General features: G+C 71.3%; 19 protein-coding genes. 8 read left to right on the top strand and 11 right to left on the bottom strand.

Features of this window, described 5'->3' with window-relative positions:
- The first annotated feature begins 124 nt into the window (after window positions 1-124).
- The 4 genes from ACFPIJ_RS42765 (at window position 125) to ACFPIJ_RS42750 (ending at window position 6,410) form a co-directional block, all read left to right on the top strand.
- Window positions 125-1,207 carry a trypsin-like peptidase domain-containing protein gene (locus ACFPIJ_RS42765; protein WP_380124519.1) on the top strand — a complete coding sequence of 361 codons (1,083 nt, stop codon included), beginning with the start codon at window positions 125-127 and terminating at the stop codon, window positions 1,205-1,207.
- On the top strand, window positions 1,204-2,286 hold the full coding sequence (locus tag ACFPIJ_RS42760; RefSeq protein ID WP_380124517.1) for a hypothetical protein: 1,083 nt from the start codon (window positions 1,204-1,206) through the stop codon (window positions 2,284-2,286). Before ACFPIJ_RS42765 ends, ACFPIJ_RS42760 begins: the two co-directional genes overlap by 4 nt.
- On the top strand, window positions 2,283-5,975 hold the full coding sequence (locus ACFPIJ_RS42755) for an effector-associated domain EAD1-containing protein (RefSeq protein WP_380124515.1): 3,693 nt from the start codon (window positions 2,283-2,285) through the stop codon (window positions 5,973-5,975). The genes ACFPIJ_RS42760 and ACFPIJ_RS42755 overlap by 4 nt, the downstream gene beginning before the upstream one ends.
- A gap of 63 nt (window positions 5,976-6,038) precedes the next feature.
- Complete coding sequence (locus ACFPIJ_RS42750) at window positions 6,039-6,410, top strand: hypothetical protein (RefSeq protein ID WP_380124514.1); 372 nt, start codon at window positions 6,039-6,041, stop codon at window positions 6,408-6,410.
- A gap of 33 nt (window positions 6,411-6,443) precedes the next feature.
- Here the strand turns inward: ACFPIJ_RS42750 and ACFPIJ_RS42745 are convergent, their stop codons facing one another.
- Window positions 6,444-9,563 carry an NACHT domain-containing protein gene (locus tag ACFPIJ_RS42745; protein ID WP_380124512.1) on the bottom strand — a complete coding sequence of 1,040 codons (3,120 nt, stop codon included), beginning with the start codon at window positions 9,561-9,563 and terminating at the stop codon, window positions 6,444-6,446.
- 56 nt (window positions 9,564-9,619) lie between these two features.
- Window positions 9,620-10,390, bottom strand: a complete 771-nt coding sequence (locus ACFPIJ_RS42740) for a hypothetical protein (protein ID WP_380125429.1) — start codon at window positions 10,388-10,390, stop codon at window positions 9,620-9,622.
- Window positions 10,391-10,619: 229 nt separating this feature from the next.
- Here ACFPIJ_RS42740 and ACFPIJ_RS42735 point away from each other — a divergent pair, with 229 nt between their 5' ends.
- Window positions 10,620-10,817 (top strand): hypothetical protein, encoded by a 198-nt coding sequence (locus ACFPIJ_RS42735; protein WP_380125427.1) that lies wholly within the window; start codon window positions 10,620-10,622, stop codon window positions 10,815-10,817.
- Between the two features lie 263 nt (window positions 10,818-11,080).
- Here ACFPIJ_RS42735 and ACFPIJ_RS42725 read toward each other — a convergent pair whose 3' ends face one another.
- Genes ACFPIJ_RS42725 through ACFPIJ_RS42710 form a run of 4 tightly spaced genes read right to left on the bottom strand, consistent with a single transcriptional unit; the run spans window position 11,081 to window position 15,439 of the window.
- A complete protein-coding gene (locus ACFPIJ_RS42725) occupies window positions 11,081-11,482 on the bottom strand; it encodes an NACHT N-terminal helical domain 7-containing protein (protein WP_380124510.1) in 402 nt (133 codons plus the stop codon).
- Entirely contained in the window at window positions 11,479-12,840 is a 1,362-nt protein-coding gene (locus tag ACFPIJ_RS42720) for a serine/threonine-protein kinase (protein WP_380124508.1), read from the bottom strand. The genes ACFPIJ_RS42725 and ACFPIJ_RS42720 overlap by 4 nt, the downstream gene beginning before the upstream one ends.
- A 45-nt stretch (window positions 12,841-12,885) precedes the next feature.
- The gene (locus tag ACFPIJ_RS42715) at window positions 12,886-14,322 is read right to left on the bottom strand and encodes an aminotransferase class I/II-fold pyridoxal phosphate-dependent enzyme (protein WP_380124506.1); all 1,437 of its coding nucleotides are present in this window, start codon (window positions 14,320-14,322) and stop codon (window positions 12,886-12,888) included.
- Window positions 14,312-15,439 (bottom strand): M20 family metallopeptidase, encoded by a 1,128-nt coding sequence (locus ACFPIJ_RS42710; protein WP_380124504.1) that lies wholly within the window; start codon window positions 15,437-15,439, stop codon window positions 14,312-14,314. The genes ACFPIJ_RS42715 and ACFPIJ_RS42710 overlap by 11 nt, the downstream gene beginning before the upstream one ends.
- 90 nt (window positions 15,440-15,529) lie before the next feature.
- On the opposite strand from ACFPIJ_RS42710, the gene ACFPIJ_RS42705 reads away from it, so the two are divergent.
- The gene (locus tag ACFPIJ_RS42705) at window positions 15,530-16,069 is read left to right on the top strand and encodes a GNAT family N-acetyltransferase (protein WP_380124502.1); all 540 of its coding nucleotides are present in this window, start codon (window positions 15,530-15,532) and stop codon (window positions 16,067-16,069) included.
- Window positions 16,070-16,148: 79 nt separating this feature from the next.
- Window positions 16,149-17,342, top strand: a complete 1,194-nt coding sequence (locus tag ACFPIJ_RS42700) for a hypothetical protein (RefSeq protein ID WP_380124500.1) — start codon at window positions 16,149-16,151, stop codon at window positions 17,340-17,342.
- Here ACFPIJ_RS42700 and ACFPIJ_RS42695 read toward each other — a convergent pair.
- Window positions 17,305-17,838, bottom strand: a complete 534-nt coding sequence (locus ACFPIJ_RS42695) for a DUF2306 domain-containing protein (protein WP_380124499.1) — start codon at window positions 17,836-17,838, stop codon at window positions 17,305-17,307. The two genes, ACFPIJ_RS42700 and ACFPIJ_RS42695, sit on opposite strands and share 38 nt — an antisense overlap.
- Window positions 17,839-18,055: 217 nt before the next feature.
- Between ACFPIJ_RS42695 and ACFPIJ_RS42690 the strand changes: the two genes are divergently transcribed.
- Window positions 18,056-18,457 carry a hypothetical protein gene (locus tag ACFPIJ_RS42690; RefSeq protein ID WP_380124497.1) on the top strand — a complete coding sequence of 134 codons (402 nt, stop codon included), beginning with the start codon at window positions 18,056-18,058 and terminating at the stop codon, window positions 18,455-18,457.
- Here the strand turns inward: ACFPIJ_RS42690 and ACFPIJ_RS42685 are convergent.
- Genes ACFPIJ_RS42685 through ACFPIJ_RS42670 form a run of 4 tightly spaced genes read right to left on the bottom strand, consistent with a single transcriptional unit; the run spans window position 18,387 to window position 21,389 of the window.
- Window positions 18,387-19,049, bottom strand: a complete 663-nt coding sequence (locus tag ACFPIJ_RS42685; protein WP_380124495.1) for a response regulator — start codon at window positions 19,047-19,049, stop codon at window positions 18,387-18,389. The genes ACFPIJ_RS42690 and ACFPIJ_RS42685 overlap by 71 nt on opposite strands.
- Window positions 19,046-20,119 carry a sensor histidine kinase gene (locus ACFPIJ_RS42680; RefSeq protein WP_380124493.1) on the bottom strand — a complete coding sequence of 358 codons (1,074 nt, stop codon included), beginning with the start codon at window positions 20,117-20,119 and terminating at the stop codon, window positions 19,046-19,048. The genes ACFPIJ_RS42685 and ACFPIJ_RS42680 overlap by 4 nt, the downstream gene beginning before the upstream one ends.
- A complete protein-coding gene (locus ACFPIJ_RS42675) occupies window positions 20,116-20,337 on the bottom strand; it encodes a hypothetical protein (RefSeq protein ID WP_380124491.1) in 222 nt (73 codons plus the stop codon). Before ACFPIJ_RS42675 ends, ACFPIJ_RS42680 begins: the two co-directional genes overlap by 4 nt.
- 8 nt (window positions 20,338-20,345) lie before the next feature.
- Window positions 20,346-21,389 (bottom strand): pectin acetylesterase-family hydrolase, encoded by a 1,044-nt coding sequence (locus ACFPIJ_RS42670; RefSeq protein WP_380124489.1) that lies wholly within the window; start codon window positions 21,387-21,389, stop codon window positions 20,346-20,348.
- Window positions 21,390-21,460 lie beyond the last annotated feature (71 nt).

Genomic DNA, 21,460 nt, shown 5'->3' with positions numbered 1-21,460 from the left:
TCGACGGACGACTACGGGTCGGTTGAACGGCTGATCCCCGGTCGTCGCGGTGCGCATTCGTGGTATCACTGTGCTGGATCAGGCGCATGCTACGGAACACCCAGACAGACAGGCCATTTCGCTGATGACCCCCAGCCGGTTGACCGGTCCGGAACAGATCGAGCTGCGGAACCTGCTCGCAGCGGCGTTCACGCGGCCGCGGTTCCGGGAGCTGCTGCTGGGCCGGCTGGACCAGCGGTTCGACGATTTCGTCGGCGCCGAGGTCGGGTACCGCGACGCGCTGCTGCAGATCGTCCAGGACGCGAACGCCGGACTGTGGTGGCGCGACCTGCTCACCGCGGCCCGGCAGGCGCTGCCGAGCGACCCGGGCCTGCTGGCGTTCGCCCAGCGGTTCGAGCTGGCGCCACAGGTCGGCCTCGGCGGCGGGGCGCTCGAACTCAAGATCCGGCAGTCCAACTCGATCTTCGACCTGGCCACGTGGCTGGCCCGGCTCGGCGAGATCGAGGGCCAGGTGTGCCGGGTGGAGGTGTCCCTCCCGGACGGGTTGGGCACCGGCACCGGTTTCCTCGTGGGACCCGACGTCGTCCTGACCAACTACCACGTGGTCAAGGCCGTGATCGACGGTGACGTGCCGCCGGCCTCGGTCGCGCTGCGGTTCGACTACCGCTACCTCGCCGACGGCGTCACGCCCGCACCCGGGACCGTGCACCGGCTCGCGGAGGAGTGGAAGGTCGACCACAGCCCGTTCAGCCGGCACGACGTCGAGGTCCCACCCAGCGGGGAACCGTCCGCCGACGAACTCGACTACGCGGTGCTGCGGCTGGCCGCGCGGGCGGGCGAGGAACCGGTCGGCGGGCCCACCGACGACGGCGAGTGGACGCCACGCGGCTGGCTGAAGATTCCGGCCACCGACCACGACTTCACGAAGGTCCGCGCCCTGTACATCGTGCAGCACGCCGACGGCAAGCCCCTGCAGGTGGCGATCGACTCGGAGGCGGTCCTCGGCCTCAACAACGCCGGCACGCGGGTCCGCTACACGACGAACACCGAACCAGGGTCGTCCGGCTCGCCGTGTTTCGGGCCGGACTGGCAGTGGGTCGCGGTCCATCACGCCGGCGATCCCCGATACCCCGCGTTCGGGGTCGCCGAGTACAACCAGGGCATTCCCGTGTCGGCACTCCGTACCGCAGCGGCGTTCGGCCCATGACGACGGCCTACGCGAAGGTGCCGGTCCAGCCGAAGGACCTGATCCCGATCTACGAGGCGCTGCTGGCGGCGTTCCCGCAGCGGCCAAGGATCGTCGAACTGCTGATGCGGTGCAACCGGATGTTCGACCAGTACGAGATCGCCGGCACGGACTTCAGCGGCAATGTGCTCGCCGTGACGATGAACGCCGAACGCGAAGGGTGGCTCGTCGGCCTGCTCGAACAGGCGGTGGCGAAGGTGCCGGACCCCACATTGCAGCGGCTTCTCGACGGGCTCCGGCACGCGCCGGCGCAGGCCGACGCCGACCCGTTCACCGCGTGCCGGCTCAGCGGCGGATACGTGATGATCGACCGCGGCACGGTCCGCGACGGGCTCCGCCAGCTGCGCGAGCCGAACGGGCGGCGCATCCTGGTGGTCAACGGCCCGCGGTACAGCGGCAGGTCGCACACCCTGCAGCTCATCTCGTATCACCACCTGGTCCGGCAGTCGCCCCGGGTGGTCCCCGTCGACCTGGCCGTCTTCGCCCGGATGCGCGGGCCGCAGGTCGTCGTCACCCCGCACGACCTGGCCGTCTCGATCACCGCGAAGCTCGGCTACCAGTGCCAGGTCGCCGACCCGCCGCACGACGGGCAATGGTCCACGTGGGTGATCAAATTCTGTGACGACTTCGAACCGTTCGCGGCCGACGACCCGCGCAACCCGTGGCTGCTCATCGACGCGCTCGACAGCGTGGTCACGCTGCAGTCGACGCTCGATCTGATCGGCGAGCTGGCCCGGCGGATCGCGCAGAACCTCACCGGCCTCAGGCTCGTCCTGCTCGGCTACGGCGGCTCCCTCGCCGCGATCAGCCGGCAGGTCAGGACCCACGACCTGGACCAGATCGGCGTTGCCGAGGTGCTCGAGTTCTTCCGCGACGCGCTGGACGAGCTCGGCGTCCCATGGACCGACGCCCAGCTCGTGGAGCTGGCGACCCGGGTGCTCAGCGGGCTCGACCCGGCCGGCGAGGACTACCTGCGCACCGTCGGCGAACGGGCCGGCGACGAACTGGACCTCCTCTACGCATCCCGGGGCAGCGCATGAGCAGCCGAGGCGCGATCCCCCAGCACCTCATCGACGAGGTCCTGGCGACTGTCGCCGCGACCCGGCCGACCTCGAGTCCGCCGGATCCGGTGCATGGAGGCCTGCACGACGCCGCGGCCGTCCTCGCCTGGTTCACCCCCGATTCGCTCTGCCCGGTCGACGGCGGCGCGTCCGACAGCGTCGATCTGCTGCTGCAGCACAGCGAGCCCACCGCCGACGCGGCCGGCATCCGGCGGTGGACGCTGCACCGTAACGTCCGCGTCGCTGTCCTGCGCCGCCTCCGCGAGCAGGGCTCCATCGACGTAGCGCTCGCGGCCAACCCGGACCGGCCGCCCGATCCGCTGCAGGTCGTGTTCGAGCAGTACCTGACGGGCTCGCCGCCGCCCCTGGCGGAGCAGTCGCTGGAGACCTTCGCCTGCACCGTGGTGGTCTGCGACTGGCTGCGTGCGGCAGGCTTCCCGGGGGTACCGGCGGCGACCGTGCTCAATGCCCGGCTGGAGTGGCTGAAGCTCCTGCAACCGTTCGAGCATCTGGTCGGCACCACCTTCAGCGGCCGCGAAGACGAGCTGCGGTCGCTGCACGACTTTCTGGAGCGCCCGGGCGGCGGATTCCGTCCCGTGCTGATCCACGGACCCGGTGGCGTCGGCAAGTCGACGCTGCTGGCGAAGTTCATCCTGCTCCGGGCCCAGGTGGACGAGCAGGACCGGCATCCGGTCGTGTACCTGGACTTCGATCGCCCGGACGTCGACGCGGCCGAACCGCTCACCCTGTTCATGGAGGCGATCCGCCAGCTCGGCGTCGAACACCCTGACGCGCGCGAGCGGTGCGAAGCGATCCGGCAGCAGTGGCAGCGCCAGCTCGCGCAGGGCCGCCGGGATCCGGAACGGATCCGCAACGGCGCGGTGCACGACTTCGGGACCGTGGTGCGCACCCACGCCGCCGGCCGACCGCTGCTGTTCGTCCTCGACACGTTCGAGGAGGTGCAGTGGCGCAGCCAGGAGCAGGTGGGCGAGATCTGGCGTTACCTGGAGGAGCTGCACGAACGGGTGCCGCGGCTGCGTGTGTGCATCAGCGGGCGGGCCGAGGTGTACGACCATCCAGTGCTCCCCATCGAGCTCACCGGCCTCGACCCCGGGGCGGCGCAGGCCTTCCTCGTGGCCCACGGCGTCGGCGATCCCGACGTCGCCGCGCGGCTGGTCGAGCAGGTCGGCGGGAGCCCGCTCAGCCTGAAGCTGGCCGCGCAGGTCTATGCGCAGGAGGGCCACGAGCTCGGCGGGCGGCCATGGCAGCTGCACCTCAACGTCAGCGACACGTTGCTGCAGCGCCAGCTGTACCAACGGATCCTCCGACACATCCATGACCCGCAGGTGCGCGGGCTCGCCCATCCCGGCCTGGTGCTGCGCCGCATCACGCCCGAACTCATCGAACGCGTCCTCGCCGAACCGTGCGATCTCGGGTCGGCGGACCCCGTGGTGTTGTTCGAGGAGCTGCGCCGCGAGGTGTCGCTGGTGCGCGTCGCGGCGGACGGTTCGCTGCATCATCGCCAGGACGTCCGGCGGCTGATGGTCGACCTGTTGCGGTCCGAGCAGCCGAAGAAGGTCCGCGCCATCGACCAGCGGGCGGTGGAGTACTACGCCGGCCGCCCGGACAACCCCGTCGACCGGGCCGAGGAGATCTACCACCGGCTCGCGCTCGACGAAGACCTCTACCTGATCGACGCACGGTGGCTGCCCGGCGTGGAGCCGTTGCTGGCCTCCACGATGAGCGAGTTCACCGGCGCACGACGGGCGTTCCTCGCGTCGCGGCTCGGCCTCGAGGTCGACCCCGAGACCCGGCGGCTCGCGTCCCTTGAGGACTGGGAGCGGCTGGTGGCCGGGAAGGCCGAGCGGCTCCTGCGCGACCCCGACGTGACCCGCCCGACCGCGGTGCTCGATCTGTTCGCCGACCGCGAAGACCGCAGCCCGGTGAGCCCGTTGACGGCGCTGGAGGTGACTGCGCACCGGTATCTGGAGCAGTGGGACCGGGGGCTGGCGCTGCTTGCCCGGGCGGTCGATCACGCCGCGTCGGTCGAAGCGTGGCCGCACGTCCTGCGTCTGACCCTGCTGCAGGCCGAAATCATGCTCGTGTCCCGGCATGACGATGACCTCCCGGACGTGCTGGAGCAGCTGGAGATGTTCGCCGTCGGCGCGGCCCGGTCGACCGGCGAACTGCACGCCGCGACCCGCCACGCGGCGTTGCGGCAGCTGATGCCCGTCGTCCCGGGCGGCGCCGGCGATGCCCGGATCGACCAGTTGATCCGCGACCTCAGCGACGCCCTGCCGGACCGCGAGTTCGAGCACGACCCGGACCTGGCCCGTTGGGTGTGCCTCGTGACGGACCCTTCGGTCACATCACGGTTGGCCCGCCTCATCCCCTTCGCCGGTCTCGCCGACAACGACCTGCGCGGCCTGCGGGCGATGGCGGCGGCGCTCGCCCGGCTCGACCTCGAGCTGTCGGCGGCGCGCAAGGAGTCGCCGGGCTGGCTGGCCCGCCAGTATGGCGTCACGGTGCACTCGTCGTCGCTGACCACGGCCTGGACCGGTCACGTCCTGAACGCGGGCCGGCGATGGCTCACCCAGCTCCTCACCGAGCTGTTCCGGGCCGATCTCGACCGCCCGTTGACCGGTGTCATATCCGCGCTGAACGGCATGCTGCGCACGGCGCTGCAGATCGAGCCGGCGCACCCGGCCGCCGCCGACCCTTCCACTGCGCCAAGGCCCGTTGTCCGCCTCAGCGGCGCGAATCGCATGCGACTGGCCCGTGCACTGGTCGAGGCCGTCCCGAACAGCACGGAATTCCGCGAGTTCCTGCTGTTTCGGCTCGATCGCAGCCTCGACTCATTCACTGCCGCTGACGCCCCGTTCACGATCGCCTTCGAGCTGGTCCTCGCCGCCAACGCCGAGGGCTGGCTGAGCGACTTGGTCATCGCTGCCGCTCGGGCGTTCCCGCACATCCCCGCCTTCACCGAACTGGCGGAGGCGGCGGGCCTCGTCACGCCGATGGAAACAGCAATTCGTGGCATGGCCTTCGACACCGCCTTGTGGCGAGCCAATCTCGCGGAGCGCTTGAGCCGCATCTGCACGGTCACCGTCGGCGGCTCGCTCGCCACGGCCGGCCTTCTCGTCGGGGTCGACCTGATCCTCACCACCGCCGACATGATCCGCCTGCAGTGGGTCGCCGAGACACGGGTCACGTTCGACGAGACCTTCGGGAGCTCCGGCGAGGTCCTCGGCCCAGGGACGCAGTTCGTGCTCGCCGCCGACTGGCTGGTGGCGTCCACCGAGCACGTCGCCCTGCTCCGGCTCCGCGGAGCGCCCGGTGCGCAGCCCATCGGTGGTGAACGCTCAGGCACGACGGGTGCGGCTCGCGGCTGGATCAACCTCACCCGTTCCGCCACGGCCGATGTCGGCGAACACGTGCTGGTCTTACAGCCCAACAGAATCTCGTTCGGCGAAATCACGCACATGCAGCCGGACGGTTCGGGCACGCACACCGCCTCCGCCACCCTGCCCGGAGCGCCGTGCTTCGACGCCGACCTCGACCTGATCGGCATGCTCATCGCCCCGAACCGCTACCTCTCGGCTGCGGTGATCACCCGCCAGCTGGCAGCCTTGGGGATCGCCGAGTTGATCACGACCGAACTCGCCTGATCTTGCGTCCAGCGTTGTCCAATGGGGACAGTTCAGGGGCGGGTTCTCCCGTACCGTACGGCGATGACGCAGTCAGAACCGCGCCGCTGGTCGGGGATCCCGGTGGTGTCCAACGTGCGCAGCGCGCAGTTCCAGGCCGACTTCAAGCAGCACATGAAGACCGAAGGGGTGCGGGGCGTCGTGCGCATCCATGGCCAGGAACAGATCAGCGGCCTGGCGTGGCGCTTCGACGCCACCCTCGAACTGCCCGGCCACGCGCCACACCGCGGCGCGTTCCGGTGTGTCGTGAACAGCGCCGACCGGCGCAACCTGGCGCCCGGCACGGAACGACCCGTGGTGGTCGCGCCGGGGTTCATCCTCGTGTACCCGAAGGGTTCCCCGGCGCAGGACAAGCTCCCCGGCTACCACGTCATGTGCCAGCCGTTGGACACGTGAACCGCCCGTCATCGTGACCCTGCGTCAGAGGTACTAGCTGCCCGACGGGTCGCCGCGCTCGGTGATCGCCTGGTCGAGCCTGAGCACCAGGGCAATCAGCGCCTGCGTACCGATCGCGTGTTCCGTCGATCCCCCGCCGGCCTCATGCAGGAGCGCGGCGAGCTCCTCGTCGGCCCCGCGTTCGGCAATCGTCAGCAAGCCGAACAGGCCTTTCGTCGCCGATCCGGCATAGCGGAAGTACGTCACCAGGCTCGGCTCGTCACGGAGCAGTTCCGGAAAGCCCGCAACGACGGTCACCAGGTCCGGCAGGTCGATGCCCCGGTCGGCGATCAGGTACCGCACGATGGCGAGCACCGAGTCGTAGTCCAGGCCCCGGCCGTGCATCGCCAGTGTCCTGGCGAGCCACTGCCGCACTTTCGGTCCCATTTCCCCCGGCAGCGCGTCGTACTCCCCGGAGCTGATCCCGTTCATGGTCTCGTCGAGAAACATCTCGTCGAGTGGTTCGTTCAGCGTGGCGGTGGCCGCCCAAGAGGCGAGGCCAGGTGGGGAGAAGTCGCCTTCGCGGACGAAACTGAAGCCACGCAACGCCTCGCCGATCCGGATGTCGAACTCCTGCGCGGGCTGCACCATCAGCTGCGCGGAGCTGACGGCGGGCCGCTCAGCCGGGACCCATCGGGAGCTTCGCCGCGCGACGAAGGCCTCGGCAGCGGTGACCGGCCACTCGTAGCCGAACTGATGGTCGGGTGGATGGACGGTCCGATCCGTCACGTCGAGGCCGAACAGGACCGTTGCGTAGCCGGCCTCGTCGAGGCCGGCCCGCCAGATCGTCACGGTCGACCGCCACCAGGCGAGCGGGTCGGCCCGCTCCGGTGCGAACGCGGTGATCGGCACCTCGGCGTCCTCGCTGTCGAGGTACACCCGCAGGGTGACCAGGTTGGCGGAGTAGGCGGCGATCTCCCGTACCCGATCCGTCCGCTGTGGACGGTAGTCGCGTAGCCGTTCGGTGCCGTACCGGTCCCGCACCGTCGACGCGAGCCGCTGCAGCAACGCGGCGATCAGCGGCCAGCGACCGTCGGCCAGGTCTTCCACGACGCCGGCCGCGAAGTCCAGCACCTGCCTGCGACCGAGCAGGGGCTGGTGGCATAGCAGCGCGAAGAGCTCGTCGTCGTCGACGCGCCGGCCGTCGCGGGTGTCGGCCAGCTCGTCCAGCAGCCGCACGACGTGCCGCGCGACGAGGTACTCGCCGAACGTGGCGTGCAGGAACTCGAAGCAGCGGCTCGCCTCGCCGCGCAGGTGCGTGTCGGCCTCAGAGGCGTGGACGAAGAAGAACTCGCCGACCGTGCGCTGCCCGCGCGTCCGGTCGCCGTCCGGCACGCCGTCAAAGGCGGCCAGATCGGCGCCGAGCTCGGTGTCCATGATGTACAGCCCGCCGCGGTTGAACATCCCGAACGCCGCCACCGTCAGCCGCCACAGTCGTCGCTCGGCCTCGCGGTCCGCCTGGTCACCGAGGTTGAGTTTGGCGACCTCGCGGCGCAGAAACGTTCTGAAGAGCCGTTCGTACAGGGCGGGGCTGGTCAGGCCCTGCTCCAGCGTCGTGGCAGGATCCGCGTTGTACAACGCCAACATCAGCAACAGCAGCGGCTGGGCGACGAGATCGCGGTAGGCGAGGGCATCCTCCTGGAGGAGCGGCCGGACCCGCCCGGCGTCGACCGGAGCCGCGTTGGAGGTGTTCCAGACCTCGACCCAACGCCCGATCTCGTGCTCGTCGAACTCCTCCAACCGGATCATCGGCGTGCCCGGTGCGATGGTGGCCCGGTCCGCCACAATGGTGCGCGAGGTGACGATGACGGCTACCGGGCGGCCGAGTGCCGCCTCCAGCCGCTGGAAGTCCGCGATCTCCTGCAGGTAACCGCGCCGACCCGATGGCAACGCCTGCAGCAATTCGTCGAAGCCGTCGAGCAGGACCACCCGGATCGTGCCCGCAGACGCCTGGTCCAGCTCCGCCCACGTGACCCGGCCGTGTGTGGCAACGTCGATTGCCTGCGCGATCTGCTCATGGATGGGGGCGGTCGAGTCGACCCGCCGCAGCGGCACGCGAACCACGGTGAACGAACTCGGCGGCAGCCTCGCCGCCAGCACCCTGGTGAGCAGGGACTTACCCGCACCCGGCTGCCCGAGGAGTAGCAACGGCCGGCGGGTGCTGTCCTCGCCGGCGAAGTGACCGGCGAGAAACAGTTCCAGATCGTCCCGCACCGGAGTCGGGTCGTCGTCGGTCCACCAGCGGTCGGCCGCCGGCTGGGCTCCGGGCGAGTACACCGTCGCCCGGAAGCGGGGCGTCTGGTGCAGGCGGCCGACGGTTGGCAGCACCAGGTCGGGAATCTCTGCTGCCGCTTCGAGCGGCAGGATGGTGTCGTCCAAGGCGGCGCCGTTCGTCGCGTACACCACTGCGGCCGCGAACGGCAGTTCCGTCTCCGGTTCGCCGACGAGGCATTCCATCAGCCGTGCGAGGCGCCGCATCGCCGCTGTCTGCTCGACCAACGCCTGTCCGAGCCCGGCGTGCAGATCGTCGATGGACTGGCGGGCCCTAGCGGGTTCGCCGAGCACCGCCCAAATGCCGAACTCCGGCAGGTCCACTGACAGGTCTTGATATCTCGCTGCGTACCGGTGCAGAAACATCGGGACGAACAGGGTCTGGCCGACCACGCGTAGCTTGGCAAGCGCCTGGTCACCAAGTTCCGCCAACTTCGGTGACGCTCCATCGAATCCCTGCACGGCAGACGGTACCGGTATCTGCGCACCGTACAGCCACTCAAGGACGCGTGGGCCAGGGTCCCGGAGTCGCTCCTCCAGAATCCTGAGGGTGTTGAGCAAGGCCGACATCACGATCGCCGTGTGGACGGCAGCGATCAACTGTTGCCGTTCGGATCCATTGGTGCGCAGTAACCGGTCTTTGCCCCTGTCCAGCAGCACGCGAAGCGCTCTGGTCGCCTCGTCCTTCTCGTCGATCCAGCCGAACAGGGCAACGGCTTCATACGTCGGCGTCGCCGAAAGCGCGCCGCCGAGAAGCGTGTTCAGCGCGTCGAAGACCGGCCGGTCGTACTTGCCCAGCAGCTGCAGAGCGCCGCGGAACGTGGTCAGTGGATCCACCTGCACGAACGAAATCTACGTTCCCAGCGTTCGTTGCCGAACCCTCCGAAGCGGCGAATGCGTTACGCCAGAGGTGCTGAGACCGCCGGCCTCGAGACGCCCGCCACCGCACGCAGGGCCGAGGCCACGCGGGTCAGGGCGGCCCGTCTGGCAAGGCTGTCGCGCAGCAGGCCGACCATGGGTAGGTGCTCCTGGAGCCGGAGCCCTTCCGTCCAGTTGGCCAGCAGCTGCGCCGCGGCGTCCGGATAGTCGCGCTGGGCGCAGTGAGCGACGAACAGCACGTCAGATTCGCAGAACCCGCGCAGGACCGGCACCGGCATGGTGATCAGTACGTGGACGGCCCGGCCGGCGGCCCGCTGGCGGGACGTCGAGCGGATCGCATCGATGAGGTCGGCCGCCAGGCGCCAGTCGCGGTCGACCAGACGCACGGCATGGCTGGGATCGTACAGAATCGATACCAGACAGAGGCTCGACGGGAGATCACGGTCGGCAATGCCGAGGCGGGCCAGTCCGATCGCGATCGGCAGTTGGTGCTCGGACGGGCGGTGCTCACCCAGTGGCCTGGCGATCTCGCACAGCACCGCGCGGAACGCGTCCGGGTCGGCGGGGGCCGGCCGCGACGGACGGAGGGCCTCGAACAACAACTCGGCACGGATCGCCAGGTTGGCCGTGCCGAAGTCGGCGAGCTGGCTGGAAAACGCGGCGAGCATTGGAGCTTCGATGGCGCCCGGATCGAGCGCCAGCAACCGGATGCGATGACGGAGGAGGGCTTCGGACGTCGGCGCCTCCCCCTGGGCGTGCCGGGCCGGGAACGCCAGTTGCATCAGGTCCACAGCTTCGTCCACCGGGGGCGCGGCGCGGAGCAATGGTTCCAGTGCGGCGAACGCCCATCGGCGACAACAGGTAGCGGACCAGAAACCCCTGGACCTCGTCCTCGGCCGGAATCCGCTCCCACCAACCTTCCTCGTGAGGGTGGTCCTTGCCCAGCTCGAACAGTCTTGCCCGGTAGGCCGGGTTGATGTACAGGTCCCGCAACGCGGGCAGTCGCGGCGCGCTCGGGTCGTGATCGACCGTGTCACGGGCGATCTCGTCCAGATAGAGCTTGGCCAACTCGGCCCACTGGTCCAGGATCTGGAAACGGCTCTCGACGCGGTCCATCGCACCGCGGAACCCGGACAGACCCGTCGGCTGCTGATCCAGCCGCAACCGGACCTCGTGGAGCATCGCCTCGATGTCCGATCCGGAAACGACCGATCGTGAGGGCCGTGGCTTCGGAACGCCCGGAACATCGTCGTCAAATATCGTCCAGACCGTGAACGCCGGCACCTGGGCGGCCACGGCGAGTGCATATTTGCGGTAGCGTCGCAGCGCACCGGACGGCAACTCATACAGGAACTGATGTTCCAGCATCCGGACGGCTGACGACGGCTGGTCCGGGAGATCTATGACCAGACGCTCGCGGACCAGCGATGCCGTTTCTGCGTACAGCCGCCAGATCGCATTGTCGATGAAGTTCGACGTCCTTATCGGGGAGGGCGCCAGCACCCGCATGCCGAGCAACAGCGAGATCGCGGTCCGATCGAGCGTGGCCAGCGCGAGGCGTGCGACTGTTCGAAGATCGCCATGGCGTCCGGCTCCTGATCGGCGAGCTCGGTGAAGAACGCCGAGACCACGAGCACGGTGTGCGTCGCGCTCATCAGCGGCCCACGGTTGATCGGATCGGCGCTGGCAAGGCGGGTGGCCGCGGCACCACAGAGGTCGTGCAGTGTCTTGATCACCTCGTTCTCCGGATCGAACAGCCGGATGTCCAGGCTCCATGCGTCGGGGTCGCCCGGGTTCGCGGCGTCGATCCATGTGAACAGGCTGCTCTCGCGGCCGCCCTCGATGACCCGGACTGCGTCGGCGATGCGGTGCTCGTCGGTCATGCCCTACCGACCTTCCGGACGTGCGCGGCGGCGGCCAGTGCTGTGCGCACGATGGTGAGGACCGCGCCGTCATCGAGCGTGCGCCGGTCGGTGTCGGTCGCATCAGGTCCGGTGTACGTCCAGCGCCGCCGTCCGTCAGATCCGGGGAGGTACGCCAGGTGGGCGAACACCTCGCCCAGTTGGGCCGGCCCGTGCGGCGGCACCAGCCGGACCACACCGGTCAGCACGGAGCCGCCGGGATCGGCGACGGCCGACAGGCGCAGCGGCTCCGACGTCTCGAAGGCGATGCGGAGCCCGGCGATCAGGATCTCATGGGCGGCCCGGTCGATGCGGGCGTCGGGCAGGGCTTCGTGGACGTCGTCGTGGGCGTTGGCGAGGACGTCACCCAGTTCACTGATCGCCTCCAGCCGCAGCGCCTCGGCCTGCGCGGCGCGGTCGGTGGCGGCGGCCTCGCCGGCCCGGCCGTTGGCCCGGGCACGTTCCAGGTCGAGCGCGGCGTCGACGAGGGCTTCCTGGTCGCGGCGCAGGCCGCGGGCGTACGCGTCGATCGCCTCGACGACCGCCCGGGCATCCTGAGGACGCTCGGCTGGGTTCTTGGCCAGCAGCCGGAGGGTCAGCCGGGCCAGCCGTGGCGGCAGTTCGCGCAGGTCGGGCGGCGGGTCCTGTAGATGCTGGCGGCGGTACTCGCCGCTCGGGCCGGGGAACGGTCGTGCCCCGGTGAAGACCTCGCACGCGAGCACTCCGAGTGCGTACAGGTCGGACCGCGGTAGCGCGGGCTCGTTCCTCCACAGCTCAGGCGCGGTGTAGGCCTCGGTGCCCCAGGCAGCGAGCGACACCGTCACGGGACCTTCGGACAGGTTCTTGGACAGGCCGAAGTCGGTGATCTTCCAGGTGGACCCAAACCGCAGGACGTTGTCCGGTTTGAGGTCGCGGTGCACGATCGACCCGGCCGCGAGCTGTTCGAGTCCCAGCGCGATCTGCCGCACGACCTGCACGCCGGACGGCAGGTCGAACGGTCGTGTCCGCAGCGCGTGCCCGAGGGACTCATCGCCCTTCGGCATCACGATGTAAAGATCTTCGTCCACGAACTGGAAGCTCAGCGGCACGACGAGGTGCGAGGTCTCGTTACCGGACTGCTTCGTGTGCAGCAGCAGCTCGCTGATCTGCACCTCGCGGTCGCGCCGGCGTTCGGCGCTCACGCCGGGGTACGGCAGCCGGACCCGCTTGACCGCCACCGGCGTGCCGTCGCGGCCCGCGCCCTCGAACACGCTGCCCATACCACCGGGATCGCCGATCGTCTTGTGATCGTCGTACGTCCATTCGACCCCGTCAGCGTCGGCGACGCGATGCACAGTCACGGCCGCCATTGTTCCAACTACCCGCAGTCAGCCGCGCTCCGACACTCAGCTACTTATGACCCGCAGAGTGCTGAGGGACGGGTCGGCGGCGTAGGCGATTCTCACGCCGGCGAGCCGGGCGTGGTTGAGGGCCGCGAGGGCGGCGGCGGTGATCTGCTCGCCGGGGGCGAGGACGGGGATGCCGGGCGGGTACGGCGCGATGAGTTCGGCGCAGACCCGGCCGACGGCCCGGTCGATCGGGACCGTCTCGGCGGCGGCGAAGAACGCCTGCCGCGGCGGCATCGAGACGACCGGCTCGACCCGGTACGCGGCGGGTCCGACGACCGGTCGCGGTGCGCCGCGGTGCCGGTCGATCGAGTCGGTCAGGGCGGTGGTCAGGCGGGTGAGGGAGTCCGGCGTGTCGGCAAGGGAGACGACGGCGACGAGGACGTCGCGGTCGGCGGACTCGACCGGCAGGCCGGCGGCCAGGAGGTCCTGCTCGACGCGGTTGCCGTCGGCGCCGGTGCCGAACAGGAGCAGGGTCAGCTTGAGCGGGTCGACCGCGGGGCCGTCGAGGACCGTGAGGCCGTCGACGCCGCGGAGCCGGTCGCGGGCCGCGCGGGTGGCGCTGATGGCGTCGCCGAGCAGGGCGTGGCCGTCGCGTTCGAGCAGCGCGCGGGCGGCGTCGATGCTGGCGAGGACCGCGCCCGCGGGGCTGGTGGTCGCGGTCGCCTCGACCCCGGCGTCGAGGCGGGCGGTGTCGAGGCGGGCAGTGTCGACGCGGTCGGTGCGGGCCAGCACGAGCGCCGCCTGGCTCCAGGCGGGCAGCGTCTTGTGGGCGCTGGTCACCATGACGTCGGCGCCGAGCTGGAGCGGGTGCCGGGGCAGCGCGGGATGGAGGCCGAAGTGGGCGGCCCAGGCCGCGTCGACGACCAGGGGCACGCCGAAGTCGTGTGCCGCGTCGGCCAGGCCGGCGATGTCACCGACGGCGCCGACGTAGGACGGGTCACCGACGAACACGGCCCGCACGTCGGGGTTGGCGGCCAGGGCCTGCCGGACGGTCGCGGGCGCGACGCCCAGCGGGAGGCCGGTGGCGGGGTCGACCTCGGGGCGCACCCAGACGGGGGTCAGGCCGGCGAGCACGAGCCCGAGCAGGAGCGAACGGTGCAGGGTGCGGCTGACCACGACCCGGTCGCCGTCGCCGGCGACGGCCAGGGCGACGGCCTGGTTGGCGTGGGTCGCGCCACCGGTGGAGAAGCGGCAGAAGTCCGCGCCCCACAGCCGCGCCGCGCGGGCCTCGGCCTCGGTGAGGACGCCGGTGCTGAGTTTCATGGTGTCGAGGCCGGCGTACAGCGGCACGTCACCGGCGACCACGTCGCCGACGAGGTCGCCGCGCTGTTTGTGGCCCGGGATGGTGAACGGTGTCGGAGGGTTCTCGCTGAAGCGCAGCCAGGCGTCCAGCAGTGGCGCGTCGCCGCGGAGGCCGCGCGGGTCAGTCGGCATCGGGCCGCCAGCCGGCGAGGACCGTCGTCAGCGCGGCCGCGAGGGCGCCGACCTGCCGCACGTCGACCCACTCGTCGACGGCGTGCAGCCCACCGCCGGACGGTCCGCACACCAGGGTGGGGCAGCGCCGCTGCCACAGCGGTGCCTCCATCCAGTACGGCGCGTCGAACGTCGGGCCGGTGCCGAGTTCGTCGCCGAGCCGGCGGGAGAGGTCGGCGGCCGGCCCTGCGTCGTCGAGCCGCCAGCCGTCGCGGTGGGCGACCAGGTCGGCGGTGGCGTCCCAGTCCGGCCGGAGCAGGGAGCGCACCTCGTCCAGTGCCTCGGCGCTCGACCGGCCCGCCGGTGTGCGCAGCTCGACCAGGCACTCGGCGTGGTCGGGCACCACGAACGGTGACCCACCGCCGCGTGCGACGGTCACCATCAGGTCGCCGCCGCCGGCGCGTACCGCCGCGGCGCGTTCGTCGACCGCGTGCAGCAGCCGACCGAGGTGGGTGACGGCGTTGACGCCGAGGTCCGCCTGCGAGCTGTGCGCGGCGCGGCCGGTGAAGGTCACCCGCACGACGGCGAACCCGCGCAGCGACCTGGTCAGGGCGAGGTCGGTCGGCTCCGCGATCAGGCAGGCGTCGGGCCGGATCCCGAGCCCGGGGAGCGCGTCGATCACGGCCTCGCTGCCCAGGCTCGCGTCCTCCTCGTCGGCCACCAGCGCGAGCACCGGGCGCACCGGCGCGTTCACTGCGACCAGGTGCTCCGCGGCGGCGACGATGGCCGCGACGCCGCCCTTCATGTCCGCGGCGCCGCGCCCGTAGAGCCGGTCGCCGTCGCACCGGGGCGTGAACGGCGCCGGCATCCCGGCCACACCCACGGTGTCGAGGTGGCCGTTCAGCACCAGCGTCGGCCGCTGCCCCGGTCCGGGCGGTACCGCTATCAGGCTGGGGCGGTCGGCGTGGCCAGGTGCCGTCACGACGGTGGTGGCGAAGCCCGAACCGTGCAGCCGCGCGCGGAGGTGCTCGACGATCTCCGCCTCGCCCGCGGCGGCCGGGACCAGGCCCGGGTTGACGCTGTCGATGCCGACGAGGTCCGACAGCAGGTGCAGCGCGTCGGCTGCCACGTCTCCCATGATCCGAGCGTAGACAATTGATCGCGGTCATCAAGGTGCCGTCGGACAATCCGGATGCGCGGGCACGCCCGGTTCGGTACCAATATGGGCATGGCGGAGCTGAGCGGTCCGACGGTGCGCGTCCATCGATCGTTCGTCAGCGCCATGGCCGAGTTCCGCGACGAGGGCCGCGGCAGTCCCGCCGACGGCTCGGCGCTCGGCGCGGACCTGCGCGAGTTCGAGCCCGGCTGGGCGCGGCCGGAGATTTTCGCCGCCTACGTCGACCGGCTCCGCGCACTGGCCCTGCCGGACACTCCCCGCCCCGCCGATCACGTGCCGTCCACGACGCTCTGGTGGCTGCACGCCGACGAGTACCTCGGCCGCGTGGCGATCCGGCACCAACTGACCCCGCACCTGCGCGAGGCCGGCGGCCACATCGGCTACGACATCCGCCCCTCGGCCCGCCGTCGCGGCCACGCCACCGCGATGCTCCGCGCCGCCCTGCCGGTGGCCCGCGCCCTGGGCATCGAATCCGCCCTGCTGACCTGCGACGTCACCAACACCGCCTCCCGCCGGGTGATCGAAGCCAACGGCGGCGTCCTCGAGGACCGCCGCGGCGACAAGTTCCGATTCTGGGTACCCACCTCCTGACGCGCCCTCACCTCGCCTGATAGGGAGCGCGACAGGCGCAGCGGGCTGTTAGAGTCCCGATCTTGTGTCCATGCCTTGCATGATCTGCGGTGCTCCCGGCTTCACCACCGGCGACGGGCACCTGTGCCCCGAGCACGGCGGCCGTCCGCCGATGACGGTGGCCCGGCCGCGCCCACCGCTCGGCTGGCAGGTGCTGACCTGGCTGTTCGTGGCCGTCACCCTCGGTTACCTCAGCCTGCTGGTGTTGAACATCGTGGCGCTGGCCGCGGTCATCTCCACCTCGGCGTCGGGCACGGTGTTCGACCTGACCGCGCTGCTCAGCTCGGTCACGCTGGTGTGGATCTGGGTGTACGTCGGTGCCTTCCTCTGCTGGTCCGTCAGCAGCCGGCGCACCGTCCAACGGCTCGGCTACGAACGCGACGAGATCCTGCGGCACTGGACGTACACGGTCTGGCGGCTCAGCCTGGTGCTGGTCATCGTGTTCTCGCTGTTCGTCGGCAGTCGCCCCCAGCCGGACGCCGACGCGTTCGTGCGCCACGGCTACGCACTGATGGGGTACACGGCCCTACGGATCGCCATGGTGACGCTACTCTCGGCGTACGTCATCCTCGTCTGGCGCCGCCTCACGCGGACGCCGGGCCCGACCGCTCCCCGCGAGTCCCTCCTGGTCGGCGGGGTCCTCGGAGCGGGACTGGCCGGCCTGCTGGTGCTCGCGGTCGTCACCCTCGCCGTCACCGTCCCGGCGACGGTGCCGCACGCGTCGGGCGCCTCGCTGCCACCCAGCGTCGCGGCGAGCCCGAGTGCCGGACCGAGCCAGGTCCGGCCGCGGGCCACCCTGCGGGCGCCGGCCGCCATCGCCGAGTACGCGCGGCAGTCGAACCAGTCCCCCGCGACCGCGATGCGCACCGCGCACCCGCTCCCTGGCGTCGAGGTGCCGTTCACCGCCTACTACCGCGACCCGGCCGGGCACACGATCGCGATCTGGGGCGGCACCGGCCAGGCCTACGACAAGGCCTTCAACGCCGACGCCCTCGACACGGTCCTCGCCGCGCTCGGCCCACTCGGCGGCGCCCCGCTCGACCACTTCCGCCTCGCCCAGGACGGACTCTCCCGCGGCGCCCGGTGCACCCAGTTCACCACCACGGACCAGCACGGCACAGCGTGTGTCTGGGCCGGCAACGGCGCGGTCCTCGCGCTCGTCTTCACCGCCCTCGACGCCCCCGCCACCGCCGACCTCATGTGGCGCGCCCTGGGTGGCATCGTCGTCGTCTGATGAGGACCTCGACCAGGGCCAGGTTGATGATCCAGCCGAGGGTCTGGCCGATCGGGATCATCGACGGGGCGTCCTCGCCGATCGAGCCGACGCCCGCCCCGCCGAACGGGATCCGGGACAGCAGCAGCACCGGCACGAGGATGCGGGACGTCACCGCGAGGAACGTCAGGGCGTAGTTGCGCAGCATCCACCGCCGGTGGGCGGCGAAGTCCCGGCGGCGGGCGGCGCGGTACGCGAGCCCGCCCGTCACCAGCCAGAGCACGGCCGCGGTGGTGAGGCTGAGCTGGGTCAGCAGGTGGCCCGACCACAGGGCCACCGGGATCGCGGTCAGCCCGGCCGGCAGCACCCCGGCGAGGAGGTAGGTCCGGCCGAGCGCCCGGTGCACCCCGCGGCGCGCCCGGATCCGGGGGATGAACTGCGCCGGCCCGACGACCAGCGCCACCGTCGCCGTGAGCACGTGCGCGACCAGCACCCAGTACTGCACTCCGTCAGGCACATCGAGACGGCTGCCACCACGAAGGTACGGAAAGCTCAGCACCAGACCGAAAATGATCGCCACGACCAGGAGAAGCCACCTGCGCATGCCTCAGCGTCGCGGGCCCGGGAAGCGAGGGCATCCGCCTGGGGGCGAAGCCACCGTACGAAGATCTTCGTACGGGACATCAACGCGCACGTGGACGCGGCGCAGAAGAGCAGCGGTAAGGCTGCACTTCATGAATGTGACTTCGCGGGCGGTGACGGTCGGTGGCCTCATCATCGGGGCGGCCGGGATTGCGGTGTTATGGGCGGCCGGGGTGGAGTTTCCGGTGGCCGTGCCGCCGGGGATCGTGATCCTCCTGGCCGGTGCGGTGTTCGTGAGCGTGGCGCGGTGGCGGTGGGCGCCGGCCGTCGGGGTGTTCCTCGGGTTGTTCGTCGCCGTCGGGTGGGCGATCAGCCCGACCGGCTGGCCGAACCTCACCGGGCAGCACGGGGCGAGCGTCGCCGCCGGTCAGGCGATCCAGCTGGCCGGGGTGCTGATCGCGATCGGCGCCGGGTCGGTGGCACTCAGGCGCGCGGGATCGTCAGGCCGGCCCGCACCGCGAACACCACCAGCTGGGCACGGTCCCGGGCGTTGAGCTTCAGCATCGCCCGGCCGACGTGGGTGCGGACCGTCGCCGGGCTGATGAACAGCTCGGCGGCGATCTCGTCGTTGGAGCGGCCGGTCGCGACCCAGGCGACGATCTCCCGTTCCCGCTCGGTCAGCGTGTCCATTGCGGGGACGTCGGCACCGGTACCAGGGATGCGACGGCCGACGAGTTCGACCAGGCGGCGGGTCACCGACGGGGACAGCAGCGCGTCGCCGTTGGCGGCGGCCCGGATCGCGCGGACCAGGTCGGCGGGTTCGGCGTCCTTGAGCACGAAGCCGCTGGCGCCGTCGCGGACCGCGTCGAGGACATACTCGTCGGTCTCGAACGTCGTCACGATGACCACGCGGGTGCCGGCCAGCGACGGGTCGCCGGTGATGTCGCGCAGCACCCGCAGCCCGTCCGGGCCGGGCATGCGGATGTCGAGCAGCACCACGTCGGGGTTCGTCCGCCGGACGAGCGCCAGGGCCTCGTGCCCGTCGGCCGCCTCGCCGACGACCGTCAGGTCCGGTTCGCGGGAGATCAGCACTCGCAGACCCATGCGGACGAGTGCCTGGTCGTCCGCGAGCGCGACGCGGATCATGCGGGGTCTCCGTCCAGCGGCAGTTTCGCGTGTACCTCGAAGCCTCCCGCCTCGAGTCCGGCCGCCGTGAACGATCCTGCGGCGGCCTCGACCCGTGAACGCAGTCCCGCCAGTCCGCGCCCCGCCACGACGTCCGCCGAGCCGGTGCCGCGGTCGGTGACCGTGACGAGCACCGCGCCCGGTTCGCGGGCGACGACAACGGCGGCGCTGGTCGGGCCCGCGTGCCGGATGACGTTCGTCAGCGACTCGCGGACCACCTGGTAGACGATGTCCTGCACGGCGGCGGGCAGGTCACCGGCGGTGCTGGTCAGCTCGACCGGGAGTCCGGCGGCCCTGGCCCGGGCCACCAACGCCGCCAGGTCCAGGACCACCGCGGGGCGGCGGTCGTCGAGGACCTGGCGCAGGTCGCCGAGGGCGGCTGTCGCCGTGGCCCGGATGCCTTCGAGGGATGCGCGGGCCTGCTCCGGCTGCTCGTCGAGCACGACGAGGGCGACGCCGGCCTGCATGGCGATCACCGCGAACCCGTGGCCGGCGACGTCGTGGACCTCGCGGGAGATCCGGACCCGTTCCTCGAGGGCCACCCGTGCCAGCAGCTCCGCCCGGGCGGCGGACCGCACGTGCAGCAGCGCGCCGAGCGACCACGGCAACGCCAGCCAGCACGCGCCCCACAGCACCAGGCCCAACGCGAGGATGTCCAGCTCGCCGATGAGCCGGGGCAGCACGGCGGCCACCGACGTCACGGCGGCGACCGCGGCGAGGAGCGCGGACCTGCGGATCGGGCGCCGCCACGCGACCTCGAACATCGCCCAGCCGACGCAGAGCAGGCTCGGGCCGTAGGGGTACCCAGCGAGCAGGTACGCGGCGTTCGCCGCCACGCTGACGGCCAAAGCGGCGACGGGTGCCGCGCGCCGCCAGGCCAGTACCCCCGCCGCCACGACGACGAGCGCGTAACCCCAGACGTCCAGGGTCCGGGCGTCGCCCTGCGAGGTGCCCGCCTGCACGGAGAGCAGGACCGCGACCGCCACCGCGCCGAGTGCCGTCACGGCGTCGCGACCGGCGGGCAGCCTCACGGATGCCGCCGGTCGTCGTCGGTGAGGGCCGCCGCGTACCGCTGCAACGCCCACTGGTAACGGCGCAGGCCCGGGTCCAGGGCGCAGGCGTGGGCGTAGAGGGCGGCGACGTCGCCCGGGTGCTCGTCGAGCAGCGCCCGGAACCGGGTGAGGGTCGGCTGCGGTGCGTCGCGGTCCGCTCCGGCCCAGGTCGCCTCGATGCGCTCCGCCAGCCCCACGCCTCACCTTAACCGGCGCAGGTGTCGCAGTGGACGTCGGCGGGCTTCTTCCCATCGACCAGCGCGGTGATCCAGTCGACCAGCCGGACGCCCTTCACCTTGAGGGTGTAGAACCGGTCCGGCTCGAAGATCTGGTGGTCGGCGCCGGGCGCGGTGTAGCTGTGCAGCCGCACCCCGGTGGCCTCGATGGCTGCCTCGTTGCGGTCGATCGTGGCGAGGAGGTCCCCGTCGGACCACCTCGTCAGTTCCGACGTGGCGTGCGGGTCGTAGGCGAAGTCGAACCGGGCGAGCACCAGGTCCGGGTGGTGCGCGGCGGCCTGGGTCCAGAACCTGGGCACGCCCCAGTCCCGGACGGTGAGGCCGTGCACCGGCCAGCCGGACATGGCGGCGTAGGCGCCCCACCGGGCGCCGAGGATGTCGGCGTTGAAGTCGGGATGGTCCGGCCACGCGCCGGATTGGGCGCCGAGGACAGTGACCTTGGCGTTGGGGAGCCGGTCGGCGACGAGGCCGCCGTAGAGGGGCGCGGCGACCGACCCGGCGGTCTTGCCGACGACGACGACCTGCGTGGCGCCGGGGTACTGCGCAGCCAGGTAGGCGAGCGCCGCCGTACCGTTGACGAAGCCGCGGTGTTCGACGGTGAGCGCCGGCGAGTACACCTGGGTGGTGTTGCCCAGGTGGGCGTCGCCGGTGCAGGAACTCACGTAGATGAACGAGAAGCCGGCGAACGGGTTGTCGGACCTGGTGACGTCGAACATGCCGCTGCGGTTCTCCGGTTCGGTGCCCTGCAGGCTCCAGTCGTAGAAGTCGTTCTCGCCGTGGTCGCCGGTCAACGCGCAGGTGGTCGCGTCCCAGCAGACACCGCCGCCGTTGAGGAAGAGCACGACCTTCTTCGGATCGGCGCGCCGTTCCCAGACGGCGAACTCGCTGCCGTCGGCGCAGCGGCACTCCCCCGCGAGCGCGACCCTGGTCCATTCCAGGCCGTGCGCCCGGCCGTTGAGCACGACGACGATACCTGCGCAGGCCAAGGCCAGGACGGCCAATGCTTTCCTCATGCGTCCCAGGCTCGGTGGGGGCGGGCCGAGCGCGCACCTGTCCGCGGTCATGTCCCGGACCATGACTTCCG

The organism is Dactylosporangium cerinum (genome assembly GCF_042653625.1).
Lineage (GTDB): Bacteria > Actinomycetota > Actinomycetes > Mycobacteriales > Micromonosporaceae > Dactylosporangium > Dactylosporangium cerinum.
Note: the sequence above shows the minus strand (reverse complement) of the source record. Positions and strands in the feature narration are given on the sequence as shown.